The 11,890-nt window shown below is 34.9% G+C and carries 12 protein-coding genes; 6 read left to right on the plus strand and 6 right to left on the minus strand.

What is annotated here, in order from left to right; translation table 11 throughout:
- Nucleotides 1-28 precede the first annotated feature (28 nt).
- From ACQ4M0_RS04230 to ACQ4M0_RS04240, 3 genes are all read right to left on the minus strand, one after another.
- Nucleotides 29-565 (minus strand): cytochrome c oxidase assembly protein, encoded by a 537-nt coding sequence (locus ACQ4M0_RS04230; protein WP_438456290.1) that lies wholly within the window; start codon nucleotides 563-565, stop codon nucleotides 29-31.
- The gene (locus ACQ4M0_RS04235; protein ID WP_438456291.1) at nucleotides 566-1,288 is read right to left on the minus strand and encodes a Bax inhibitor-1/YccA family protein; all 723 of its coding nucleotides are present in this window, start codon (nucleotides 1,286-1,288) and stop codon (nucleotides 566-568) included. It abuts the gene before it with no gap.
- A 201-nt stretch (nucleotides 1,289-1,489) separates the two neighbouring features.
- A complete protein-coding gene (locus tag ACQ4M0_RS04240; RefSeq protein WP_213863835.1) occupies nucleotides 1,490-2,677 on the minus strand; it encodes a cysteine desulfurase family protein in 1,188 nt (395 codons plus the stop codon).
- Nucleotides 2,678-2,811: 134 nt separating this feature from the next.
- On the opposite strand from ACQ4M0_RS04240, the gene ACQ4M0_RS04245 reads away from it, so the two are divergent.
- Nucleotides 2,812-3,510: an alpha/beta hydrolase gene (locus ACQ4M0_RS04245; RefSeq protein WP_438456292.1), complete on the plus strand. Its 699-nt coding sequence runs from the start codon at nucleotides 2,812-2,814 to the stop codon at nucleotides 3,508-3,510.
- Nucleotides 3,511-3,757: 247 nt separating this feature from the next.
- Here ACQ4M0_RS04245 and ACQ4M0_RS04250 read toward each other — a convergent pair whose 3' ends face one another.
- Together ACQ4M0_RS04250 and ACQ4M0_RS04255 are read right to left on the minus strand one after the other, a co-directional pair.
- Entirely contained in the window at nucleotides 3,758-4,432 is a 675-nt protein-coding gene (locus tag ACQ4M0_RS04250; protein ID WP_214303172.1) for an ABC transporter ATP-binding protein, read from the minus strand.
- 26 nt (nucleotides 4,433-4,458) lie between these two features.
- Nucleotides 4,459-4,905, minus strand: coding sequence for a HesB/IscA family protein (locus ACQ4M0_RS04255; protein ID WP_019236790.1), 447 nt, complete (start codon nucleotides 4,903-4,905; stop codon nucleotides 4,459-4,461).
- Nucleotides 4,906-4,952: 47 nt separating this feature from the next.
- Here ACQ4M0_RS04255 and ACQ4M0_RS04260 point away from each other — a divergent pair, with 47 nt between their 5' ends.
- Together ACQ4M0_RS04260 and ribD are read left to right on the plus strand one after the other, a co-directional pair.
- Entirely contained in the window at nucleotides 4,953-6,134 is a 1,182-nt protein-coding gene (locus tag ACQ4M0_RS04260; RefSeq protein WP_264685535.1) for a deoxyguanosinetriphosphate triphosphohydrolase, read from the plus strand.
- A complete protein-coding gene (ribD, locus tag ACQ4M0_RS04265; protein ID WP_438456293.1) occupies nucleotides 6,134-7,375 on the plus strand; it encodes a bifunctional diaminohydroxyphosphoribosylaminopyrimidine deaminase/5-amino-6-(5-phosphoribosylamino)uracil reductase RibD in 1,242 nt (413 codons plus the stop codon). Before ACQ4M0_RS04260 ends, ribD begins: the two co-directional genes overlap by 1 nt.
- Before the next feature lie 54 nt (nucleotides 7,376-7,429).
- Here the strand turns inward: ribD and ACQ4M0_RS04270 are convergent, their stop codons facing one another.
- Nucleotides 7,430-8,116 (minus strand): hypothetical protein, encoded by a 687-nt coding sequence (locus ACQ4M0_RS04270; protein ID WP_438456294.1) that lies wholly within the window; start codon nucleotides 8,114-8,116, stop codon nucleotides 7,430-7,432.
- A 134-nt stretch (nucleotides 8,117-8,250) separates the two neighbouring features.
- Here ACQ4M0_RS04270 and truB point away from each other — a divergent pair, with 134 nt between their 5' ends.
- From truB to pnp, 3 genes are read left to right on the plus strand one after another with little or no spacing between them, the layout of a single operon-like run.
- Nucleotides 8,251-9,312 carry a tRNA pseudouridine(55) synthase TruB gene (gene truB / locus ACQ4M0_RS04275; protein ID WP_007302236.1) on the plus strand — a complete coding sequence of 354 codons (1,062 nt, stop codon included), beginning with the start codon at nucleotides 8,251-8,253 and terminating at the stop codon, nucleotides 9,310-9,312.
- Nucleotides 9,313-9,319: 7 nt separating this feature from the next.
- Nucleotides 9,320-9,592, plus strand: a complete 273-nt coding sequence (gene rpsO / locus ACQ4M0_RS04280; RefSeq protein ID WP_007302237.1) for a 30S ribosomal protein S15 — start codon at nucleotides 9,320-9,322, stop codon at nucleotides 9,590-9,592.
- A 14-nt stretch (nucleotides 9,593-9,606) separates the two neighbouring features.
- Nucleotides 9,607-11,883, plus strand: a complete 2,277-nt coding sequence (pnp, locus tag ACQ4M0_RS04285) for a polyribonucleotide nucleotidyltransferase (protein WP_438456295.1) — start codon at nucleotides 9,607-9,609, stop codon at nucleotides 11,881-11,883.
- Nucleotides 11,884-11,890 lie beyond the last annotated feature (7 nt).

An 11,890-nucleotide genomic window follows, 5' to 3' on the forward strand; every position in this document is an offset into this window, starting at 1 on the left:
TGTTCGGATTACAATAGGAAAAGGTTTGTTATTTAAGCTTAAAAAACGTATATGATAGTGTTATTTCACTTAAATCTTTTGTACTATTGTCACGCATTATTTCAGGGTCTACGTAAAAGGATACGGGCATAGCCGCTTTTTGTTTTGGTAGCAGCATTTGCTCTTCAAAACAAAAGCATGCAACTTTATTGAAATATTTACCTGCTTTAAAAGGTGTGACATTATACACTGCCATTCCAAAAGAAGGCTGATCAGATAAATTTTTTGCATAATAAAATACTAAACTTTGTTGCCCTATATTTGTATCGATGTAGTTAGTTTCTGATTTAAATTCCCAAGGCAGACCGGACATTACATCAGCATTGAAGTAAACCCTGATTTTTTGGTCAGTTGCATTTATTGTCGTATTAGTTGCTTTTCTCGTTGTGCCACCATATCCAGTAGCTTTGCAAAAGATGCTATACAACGGTACTGAAGCATATGCAATACACAGCATCAATACCACTAAAGATATTAGGAGGAAAACTATAGAACTTTTATTGTTTCCCCTTAAAAAGGAAATCATCTAATCCTTATTGTTGAACAAGTTAAGTAACCTGAGTAAATTGAGGAATATATTGATGAAGTCAAAGTAAAGATTAGTTGCACCAAGTATTGCCAGCTTAGTAGTTGCAACTTCTGAGCCATCATTATATCTATAATAAACATCTTTGATTCTCTGAGCATCGTATGCAGTCATTAAAGTAAACACTATCACTGATACAAACGATATTGCAAAATAGAGAGGACTGCTTCCAAGAAACAGATTAACTATAGATGCAATGATTAACCCCCAGATTCCCATAATCAAAAAAGAACCCATGCTGGTAAGATCTTTTTTTGTAGTATTACCATATAAAGCCATAGAACCAAACATGATCGATGTAATGAAAAATGCTCTCGCTATATTTTCTGCAGTATAAATTATAAAAATATGAGATAAAGAAATTCCCATTAAAACTGAGAATAGAAAAAATACAGTAAGTGTTGACTGAGCACTTAGGTGTTGAAGCCTCAAAGACATATAAAACACCAATGCAACTGGAGATAGCATTACCACAAGCGATAGAACAGGATTGGAATAAATCACCTGGAAAAGACCAGAAAACACTGTTAAAAACGCAACAAGCCCTGTAACACCTAAAGCTAAAGCCATATAATTGTATACTTTAGTTAGGTAACTCCTGAGTCCAGCACTATAATAAACGCCCTGAGAGCGAATATCCTGTTCGTTTTTCATATAAGACATATGTAACTCCTTATTATCTCTTGATGATATATTATAATACAATACAGCGTTTTTATCAAGTATAAAATGACATACTACAATTGAATGGTGTGGTATGCAATTAGAGAATTTCTTCCATAACTATAAGCAAATCGGTTTTCAGCAGCATTTAACTATTATAACAACCTCTGGCAATAGAAATTACTTTCACCATTCCCTCTATCATGATTTAAGGGGAATGGTGAAAGTAGTTTTTGCATTTACTAAAGCATTCTTCTTATAGATACTATACCAACAATCCACTATTTTTTCTATGTCTCGCGGTTTAACCTCCGGACCTATACTGATTCTAATTGAACATTCTGCTTGCTCTTTTGTTGCTCCCATTGCAAGCAAAACATGAGAAGGCCCAACTTTTCCAGAAGAGCATGCAGAACCATTGCTGACTGCAATATTATTTAAGTCAAAATGCATGAGCTGCAGATCATTCTTTACCCTCGGCATATAAATAAAACTTGTATTTGGCAATCTTTCAGAATTTCTGCCAAAGATCTTGATATCACTGACAAGACTTAATAATTCACACTCCAATTGATCACGCAGCTTCTCCACTTCATTCATTTTTGATAGAAGATCTGGAATGTTTTGCAATGCAGCAGAAAGACCTGCAATTGCAACAATGTTTTCTGTACCACCACGCAATCCTCTTTCTTGCCCACCACCTATTATAGTAGGTTCTATTACAAGCTTTTTGTCAAATATTAAAACTCCACTACCTGCTATACCACCAAATTTGTGAGCAGATAAAGTAAGTAAATCCACTTCTAAATCTTTCATATTTAATTCGATTTTCCCAACACTTTGAGCAGCGTCAGTGTGACAGATTGCCCCGAATTTATGTGCCATTTTAGCTATTTCCTTAACAGGCTGGATAACTCCAGTTTCGTTATTAGCCATCATCACTGAAATTATTACTTTATTCCCTTCAAGTTCGCTTAGAATTTTTTCTAGCTCTAAAAAGTCAACAATACCCTCTTGATTAACGGGTATTATATGTGGATTATATGCAGAATTAAGAATTGAAGGATGCTCTGTAGCTGAAATTACATGCAGATAGCCTTTCATTCCTCTCATGACGAGGTTGTTTGCTTCAGTTGCACCAGACGTAAAAACTATTTCTTTATCATTTGGAACGTCAAGAGCATCACGTACGTTATCTCTTACCTCTTTAAGAATCTTCCTCGCTTCTTGTCCTCTTTTATGCAGCGATGATGGATTTAGTGTTTGTTTCGACAAAATCTCAAGTATACTTTTTTTTACATTTTTACTCACTGGAGCAGTTGCATTATAATCAGCATACACGCAACTACTTTCTTCCAGAGAGAATAAACTCACAGGCTTATTTGTCACTTACCATCAACCAATTATGTATGTTAACTTTAACACGATAAAAATTTATTGCAAAAACAGGGAAATTAATACATAATTAATAAACAATTTACATTATCAATCCCTGTCAAAACAGGTTTTTATTAGGAGTCATCATGGTAGAAGTCTTTTTAAATAATTCAACAAAAAAGATAGAAGGTAGATACCATCAAAGCAAAGATGCCAATGCACCAGTTGTGCTAATTTTACATCATAACCCTCAATATGGTGGTAGTATGGATAGTAAGATTATACATACTATATATGAATCTTTTATCGATAATAACTTTTCTGCATTGACAATTAATTTTCGTGGTGTCGGAAAATCTACCGGAACTTTTGATAAGGGTATAGGAGAATTAACTGATGCTGCAGTAGCTATTGATTGGCTTCAGGAGCATAACTCTAACAATGTTCCAATTTGGATAGTTGGTTTTTCTTTTGGAGCATGGGTAGCTATGCAGTTGACAATGCGCCGTCCAGAGATAGTAAGTTTTGTTGCCCTTTCTCTTCCAGCAACTAAGTACGATTTCTCTTTTCTCTCTCCTTGCCCAGTTCCTGGACTTATAATACAAAGTAATAATGATACAATTTCAGAAGAAAGCGATGTAACAGAATTAGCACAAAGGTTAATAAATTCGGTAAAAAATAACCATATGGAATACCATATAGTAGACGATACTAACCACTTTTTAAGGGATAAAGAAGAGGAAGTAGCTCAAATTATAGATAATTATATAAAACTACGCTTAAACAGTGCAGTCACTTCCTCCAAAAAAGTTAAAAAAGAGATAAGGGTAAAAGAATATGCCTAACTTTACAAATGAGAGAAATGAACGTATTAATATAAATAAAAAAAGTCTTGTTATGTTTAGGCAATTATTATTTCTCGTTTTAGCAATGTTTATGCTGTCAGGATGCTTTCTAAGTAAACAGCGTAAGTTAAAGAGTCCGTGTATAAAAAATAATGAAAGCATTTCATGCGAATTATACTCCGTTAATGACCATTGGTTAAATAAGTACAAGTTATAGGTAGCTTTGTATTGTACTTGTTTCTTCCATTTACAGCTTTACTAATGATCGGTTTTTTAACTGAAAAATGTGATCTGCTTTTTCTGCAAGGATATAGTTGTGTGTTACTATAAGCATAGAGCTGTTATTTTCCTTTACATATGAATGTAATAGCAAAAACACATTCAAAGAATTTGTTGGGTCTAAATTTCCCGTTGGCTCATCTGCAAGTAAAAGCTTTGGAGAGTTTACAATACTTCTTGCAATTGCAACCCTCTGCCTTTCTCCACCAGAAATTTCAGATACCATACTACTTGCTTTATTTTCCAGACCAAATTTTTCTAATATTGCTTGCGATTTTTTTTTTGCTTCAGCTTTGCTTCTTCTTGCAATAAGCTGAGGAAGCATAACGTTTTCCAACACTGATAACTCTTGTAATAAATAGTGAAATTGATAAACAAAGCTAAGAAAATTTCTTCTTACATGAGTTTTATATTTATTGCTGGCTTGCGTACAATTTACTCCATCTATTGTCACTACACCTAAAGTTGGCTTATCCAATAGGCCTGCAATTTGCAATATAGTTGTTTTTCCTGATCCTGAACTGCCGATCAATGCAACTACTTGCCCTCTTGTAAGACTCAGATTGATATCTTCTACAATAGCAGGACTTTTTTTGAAGCTCTTACTCACAGAAGCTAGCTCTAGTGCTACATCACTGTCCATATTATAAAAAGATCCAGGAGGGAGAATTAGACCGAGAAACTGTTACCACACCCACATCGAGACTTAGCGAGAGCATTCTTGATTTGAAAACCAGAACCACTTAGATCTTCAGTATAATCTATAGTTGAATTATTTAAAAATTTCGCTGAACAATTATCAACCATTAACACAGGGTTTCCATTCTCATCATTAATTACTATATCTTTACCTTTTTCACTAAAACTGGAGTGGCTTCTATAATCCTCGCTATCTTCGTCATCGTCAAAATCGTCGTCTTCATCATCGTCAAAATCGTCACCCAAAGACATCTTCTTATTTATTTGATCCATAAGAAAATTATACTTGAAGCCAGAGCATCCACCACCTGAAACTGCAACCCGCAAAACAGAACTCTCATCTCCTTCCTGTTCTACAAGGGAGTGGATTTTCCTTAATGCATTGTCAGTTAAGCTAATATTGTAATCTGTTGACATAACAACCACCGTTCATTATTGATAACCTATTATAGTAGAAATTTTACATGTCAAACAATAATTTTCTATTAAGTTACGCGTGCTTTCCAAATAAAACAAAAGGAAGAAATTTTAAAGAGCCAGAAGATGAAAATCGCAGCTGCTTTCAGCGTGATAGGGACCGCATTATTCACTCTAATGCGTTTAGGAAATTGGGGTACAAAACACAAGTTTTTATCAATTATGAGCATGATTACTATCGTACTCGGCTAACTCATAGCCTTGAAGTTGCACAAATTGCAAGATCCATCGCACGCAGGCTCAGATTAGATGAGGACATCACCGAATGCATAGCGCTTGCACATGACCTTGGTCATCCTCCATTTGGTCACACAGGTGAGAATGCTCTAGTTCAAATTGATAACGAGAAGTATAAGTTTGATCATAACGTTCAAGCTATAAGGATTTTAACTTATCTTGAACAAAAACATGCTGACTTTAATGGTATGAATCTAAGTTGGGAAGTGATTGAAGGCGTTGCAAAGCATAACGGTCCTTTACTCGGTCAAAATACGGTATCCCACACAAATAATCAGCTACTATTAGAATACAATGAAAAATATGATCTAAAGCTTGAAGAATTTTCAAGTCTTGAAGCACAAGTTGCTTCGATTGCTGATGACATTGCTTATAGTGTTCATGATCTTGATGATGCACTCAGGGCAAATTTAGTAATAACCGAAGATTTGCTCGATGTTCCTTTAATTGGCAAAATGTTCAAAGAAGTAAAAAGCGAATATTCAGAATTGGCTCAAAGCAAACTCATACATGAATCACTGAGTAGAACTATAGGAATTATGATAAATGATGTCGTTTTTCAGACTGAAAGAAATATTAAAGATCACAAAATAAAAAGCGTAGAAGATGTAAGAGGTCTAAATACAATGCTAGTCACATTTTCACCAGAAATTGCAAATGCCACAAAAGAGATGAAAAAATTTAACATGGAAAAAATATACAGAAGTTATAAACTGACCAGAACAATGAACAAAGCAAAACGTATAGTACAGGAGCTTTTTCAATGTTTTTATGAAAACCCAAGGTTATTACCCACAGAGTGGAACAAGCTTGCTTGTGAATCTCAGCGTTCAGTAATAATATGTGATTATATCTCAGGTATGACAGATAGATTTGCCATACACGAGCACAGAAGAATTTTTGATACCTCATACGAAATGACTTCTTTCTAATGACCGATGATTATTTCATGTCGATCGCATTAAAACTTGCAGAAAAAAGTCTTGGAAGTGTTGCACCAAATCCCGCTGTTGGATGTATCATTGTAAAAGATGGTATGATAATTGGTGAAGGCTACACAGGAATCGGTGGACGTCCACATGCAGAAGTAATTGCTCTACAAAATGCTAAAGATTTAACTCATGGTGCAACTATGTACGTCACTCTTGAACCATGCTGCCACTTTGGAGTTACAGAACCTTGCACTGCAGAAATCATAAGATCTGGAATAAAAATGGTAGTAATTGCAACTATTGACCCAGATAGTAGAGTTTCAGGTAGAGGGATAAAAGCTTTAGCAGATGCAGGAATTGAAGTAAAACAAGGGATTATGCAGAAAGAAGCAGAGAAACTGAATGTTGGCTTTTTTACCACCAAGAAACTCCATAGACCATTCATAGCTTGCAAAATCGCAACAACTCTTGACGGAAAAATCGCAACATTTACAGGTGATAGCAAATGGATAACAAGCGAAGATACAAGAAATTGGGTACATGAGCTCAGAGCAAAATACGATGCAATTATGATTGGCAGTAGTACCCTTATCAATGACGATCCTCTCTTAACTTGCAGATTACCAGGACTCGAAGACAGGTCGCCAATAAGGCTAATTATCGATAGCCAAGGGAAATTGAAGGAAGAGCATAATATTGCAAAAACTGCAGACAAAATAACAACTTGGGTGATTACAAACAGAGAAATAGAGAAAAAAATAAAAAACATTAATTATTTGATAGTCAATTCAAATCACAAACCTCCTGTTATTCCAGATGTTACCCCAACACACTCTCCTGTCATTCCAATGCCTTCTCCTGTCATCCCAGTGCCAAGACCAGAAAACTTCAAGCAATTGCATAATGAAAACTGGTCACGCGCTGGAATGACATCGGAGCCTGACATTATCGATAAAGTCTGCCTAAAAGACATGGCATCAAAACTTGTTTCAGAAATTGGCATAACAAGGTTATTAGTTGAAGGTGGAGGAATATTAATTACAGAGCTATTAAAGCATAATTTGATTGATAGATTAATAATCTGTCGCAGTGGTAAAATTCTAGGCAATGATGCCACTCCTTTTATAGGAGATCTAGGGATTCAATCCATAAACAACTGCCATAAATTCAAAAAAGTAAAGATAATAGAGTTCAGTGAGGATGTAGTTGAGGTGTGGGATAGATCTTACGTACCTAAATGATAGAGAAAAGAAGTAGAGATAACTCTACCTCTTTTTTTCTCGATTTAAAACTGCTTACTTCTGAGCAATTTTTGATAGAGCTGCATTTACTGCAACCTCTACTAATTTAGCTTGAACTTCATTCTTTAAAGCTTCAAGATCTTTATCACCTACCGCAACTGTTAATGACTTAGAATCAGGAGCCATAGCTAACTTTTCTTTCATTTCAGCAACAGTTGTTTTTTCAGCAACTTTAGTTATTTGCACCTTATATTCAGTAGCATTATTTTCGGGACCTAAGTGTGCAAGCTCAACAACTTTCCCATCTGCTAATAATATGTGAACTGGTTCATTATTTTTTGCTAGTTCTTTGTAATCAGCAATTGGAAGTGTCAGGAATAATTGCTGAACATCCTGCTGATTTTCGTCTTTAGTTGTTTCTTCAACAACTTCACCACTCTTTACCATATCACCAAGAAGAACAAAGAAATCTGTATCTTTACCATTCACTCCTATTTCTTCATTCTTATGCATTTGCTGATATGAAGCATAAGCTGCTGCGGCAAAATATACAGCGACAATAAACAGAACTGCAATTCCAGCAGGGCTAGCAATAAGTGCTAAAGACGCAGGTCCAGCAATTACTTTAGTAGCAATCAATAATGTTGTTATTGCTGCTGCTAAAGATGCAGTTGCAACTGTACTTTCAATACTCATTTTTGTTATGGGTGCTATATTTTTCAATTTCCATATAGTAGTCATAATTACTTTCTCCTTAATTAAGGTTAATAAAAAGTTAATTGTATATTAACAATGCACACTAGTCAAGCATTTTTATTAACAACTTAATATTTTATCTACTTTCTAAATTGTTACTAATTATGTAAGATTGATACATGGTAAATGGCTGGCTGAATCTTGATAAACCAACAGGAATGAGTTCTGCACAAGCTGTAACTCAAATTAAAAGGATTTTTGGAATAAAAAAAGCCGGACATTTGGGAACACTTGATCCTTTGGCTTCAGGTATATTACCGATCGCTCTTGGTGAAGCAACAAAAACTATACCGTATTTATCTTGTGACTTAAAGGCATACAATTTCACAATAAAATGGGGAAAACAAACAACTACGGATGATTTGGGTGGTGATATCATTAGAACTAGCGATATAAAACCCGAATATAACCAAATAAACTGTGCGATTAAGGATTTTATTGGTGAGATAACACAAACTCCTCCTCAATTTTCAGCAGTGAAAATCAAGGGAGCAAGAGCATATAAATTAGCAAGAAGTGGGCAAAAGGTAAATATAAAACCTCGACAAGTCAAAATACATGAACTAAAGATGATATTTTTGGACACCATAAATAATATTGCCGATTTTTCTATGATCTGCGGTAGCGGCGTATATGTAAGATCAATTGCAAGAGATCTTGGAATTGAATTAAATTGTTTTGGACATATTACACAATTAAGAAGAACGATGGTAGGTGATTTTAAGGAAGATGAATCAGTGACAATTGAGCAACTTACTAAAAAAAACACAACAACTTACTCTCCCCAGTGCTTGACACTGGATACAAATACTTACAAATCATGTAATGGACAAAAGATTCTAGGAGCATATGTCAAAAACAATGTTCGTGATGAAATAGGCTTGATCCCAGTGCTTGACACTGGGATGACATCGGAGGGTGGGATGACAGAAGATGATGGAGGTAATACAAAAGGCTTCATCATTCCCATTGAATCGGCTTTAAAATCGATGTTCAAAGTTGAAATTTCCTTAGAGGAAGCGGAGAAAATCAGAAAAGGTCAAGAAATTATATTAAATAACTTGCGTAATTTAAAGAATTATGATATTTTTTGTACGATAGTGGGTAATGTACCTATTGCAATTTGCAGTTTTACTCATGGTTATGTGAAGCCTATTCGTGTTTTTAATATTTTGAAATGAGGTTTAGATGTCAATAACATCCCAAAAGAAAAAAAGTTTGATTAGTACATATGCAATTAAAGAAGATGATACAGGTTCATCTTTTGTACAGTGTGCAATTTTAACCGAGAGGATCAGTAATTTAACTGAGCATTTTAAAGCGCATAAGCATGACCATAATTCTAAGCGCGGTTTACTTATATTGATAGGTAGAAGGCGCAAGCACTTAAATTATATAAAACGTAAATTTGGTAATGAAGCCTATCAAGAGTTAATAGAGAAGTTAGGCATTAGAAAATAATCGAGGAATTTTGTATGTTTGAAATTATAAAAAAATCTATAGATTGGGAGGGGCGTACCTTATCTTTAGAAACTGGGAAAATAGCACGTCAAGCTGATGGTTCATTAGTTGTAAATTATGGAGATACTTCTATCTTAGTCACTGTTGTACGAAAAAAGAAGGAAGAAAGTGTTGATTTTCTCCCTTTAAATGTGCAGTTTATTGCAAAAAGTTATGCCATGGGTAAGATTCCTGGTGGTTTTTTTAAAAGAGAAGGAAAACCATCTGATAGAGAAACTTTAATTTCAAGAGTAATAGATAGAAGTATAAGGCCGTTATTTCCTGAAGGTTTTCATGATGAAATTAGTGTAGTATGTAATCTGTTAACTTACGATACGGTCAATTCTCCTGAAGTACCAGCATTGATAGGTACCGTCGCAGCTCTTGCAATTTCTGGTGTTCCTTTCCACTTTACTATAGCTGGAGTCATGGTCGGTTGTGATGAAAATAACAATTATATACTCAATCCTTCCGTTCAAGAGATGAAAGCGAGCAACTTGGATCTGTTTTTGTCTGGTGATGAAAATTCGATCTTAATGGTCGAATCGGAAGTCAAAGAGCTCTCTGAAGAAAATGTTTTAAACGCAATAAAATTTGGTCATGAACACCTTCAACCTGTTATTAAGCTCATAAAAGAATTTGCTGATACAGTTGGCAATAAACCTGAAAGCTTTGCTCCTGTTGATATATCAGATATAACTCAAGAACTTGAAAAATATCGAAAAGACTTTGAAGAAGCATATTCAAAAACAGTAAAACAAGAGCGAGTCCAAGCTCTAGAAGTAGTCAGGAATAATATATTGAATACTCTTAAAGAGGCTGGAAAAGACGAAAAGTTAATTACTTATGCAGTAAAAAGCTTTGAAAGATCTTTAGTGCGTGAAATGATTAGAAGGAAAAGTGTGAGAATAGACAGCCGTAAGTATGATGAAATACGCCAGATAGAAATTGAGGCTGACATTCTACCCAAGACTCACGGTTCTGCGCTATTTACAAGGGGTAGCACTCAGGCACTAGTTGTTACTGCTCTTGGTACTACACAAGATGAGCAAATTGTGGATGACATTGAAGGGGATAGACGTGAACATTTTATGTTGCATTATAATTTTCCTCCATTTGCTGTTGGAGAGGCTTCTGCTATACGCGCACCAGGAAGGAGAGAAATTGGTCATGGTAAACTTGCTTGGAAAGCAATTCATCCTGTTTTACCTGATAAATCTGAATTTCCTTATACAATAAGGGTAGTATCTGAGATTATGGAATCTGATGGTTCTTCTTCTATGGCAACAGTTTGTGGAACTTCCATTGCATTAATGGATACAGGTGTGCCAATAAAGGCTCCCGTTGCAGGAATTGCTATGGGCCTCATCAAAGACAAAAATGAGCATATAATACTTTCTGATATACTGGGCGATGAAGACTATCTTGGTGATATGGACTTCAAAGTAGCAGGAACTAGCGAAGGGATTACAGCACTGCAGATGGATATGAAAATTCCTGGTATAAGCTTTGAAATTGTTGAAAAATCTTTAGAACAAGCAAAAGTCGGAAGATTACATATCTTAGAAAAAATGAATGCAGTAATTTCAGAACATCGTAAGGATATAAAAGATCATGTACCAAGAGTGTTATCGTTTTATATAGATAAAGATAAAATTTCTGCAGCTATTGGTGCTAAAGGAAAAAATATACGCAGTGTATGTGAAAGAAGTAATGCAAAAATTGAAATAGGGGATGACGGTAAAGTTTCTGTTTTTGCCATTAGTAGTACTGAAGCTGAAGCTGCAAAGAATATGATGATTGATTCAATAACAGAGCTAGAACAAGGTTCTATAATTGATGCTAAAGTTGTAAAGATAGAGAAGTCTATTGTAGAGCTAGAACTTCTTAATGGAAGAAAAGGAAAAATGCATATAAGCGAGGTAGCTAATCAACATGTAGAGTCCATTGAGGATATACTTAAACAGGGTGATACCTTCAAAGCTTTGATAATTGACTTTGAAAAAGGTGGATGTCCAAAATTATCAAGACGTCGTGTTGATCAAGAAACAGGTGAATTTTTTGAAGGTAAGCTTTACAATGAAGAAAGGAGAGATGATTTAAATAATAGGGATAATTATTATAACAACTCGTTTAATAAAAAACCTGAAGATAATTATCATAGTAATAGACCTACTCGTCCTCGTTCTGGTTTTAGTAATAGAAGCAGACCAAAATTTGGTAATAATGACTCGTCATCAGGTTTCTATTGAGGTTGAA

It is taken from the genome of Wolbachia endosymbiont of Kerria lacca, from assembly GCF_051602725.1.
In the GTDB taxonomy this organism is placed as follows: domain Bacteria; phylum Pseudomonadota; class Alphaproteobacteria; order Rickettsiales; family Anaplasmataceae; genus Wolbachia.

Coding starts and splice junctions, on each gene's coding strand:
- ACQ4M0_RS04255 (WP_019236790.1), bottom strand. CDS start 4,905: ATGTCAACAGATTACAATATTAGCTTAACTGACAATGCATTAAGGAAA.
- rpsO (WP_007302237.1), top strand. CDS start 9,320: ATGTCAATAACATCCCAAAAGAAAAAAAGTTTGATTAGTACATATGCA.
- ACQ4M0_RS04270 (WP_438456294.1), bottom strand. CDS start 8,116: ATGACTACTATATGGAAATTGAAAAATATAGCACCCATAACAAAAATG.
- ACQ4M0_RS04250 (WP_214303172.1), bottom strand. CDS start 4,432: ATGGACAGTGATGTAGCACTAGAGCTAGCTTCTGTGAGTAAGAGCTTC.
- ribD (WP_438456293.1), top strand. CDS start 6,134: ATGACCGATGATTATTTCATGTCGATCGCATTAAAACTTGCAGAAAAA.
- ACQ4M0_RS04230 (WP_438456290.1), bottom strand. CDS start 565: ATGATTTCCTTTTTAAGGGGAAACAATAAAAGTTCTATAGTTTTCCTC.
- ACQ4M0_RS04245 (WP_438456292.1), top strand. CDS start 2,812: ATGGTAGAAGTCTTTTTAAATAATTCAACAAAAAAGATAGAAGGTAGA.
- ACQ4M0_RS04260 (WP_264685535.1), top strand. CDS start 4,953: ATGTCAAACAATAATTTTCTATTAAGTTACGCGTGCTTTCCAAATAAA.
- truB (WP_007302236.1), top strand. CDS start 8,251: ATGGTAAATGGCTGGCTGAATCTTGATAAACCAACAGGAATGAGTTCT.
- ACQ4M0_RS04235 (WP_438456291.1), bottom strand. CDS start 1,288: ATGTCTTATATGAAAAACGAACAGGATATTCGCTCTCAGGGCGTTTAT.
- pnp (WP_438456295.1), top strand. CDS start 9,607: ATGTTTGAAATTATAAAAAAATCTATAGATTGGGAGGGGCGTACCTTA.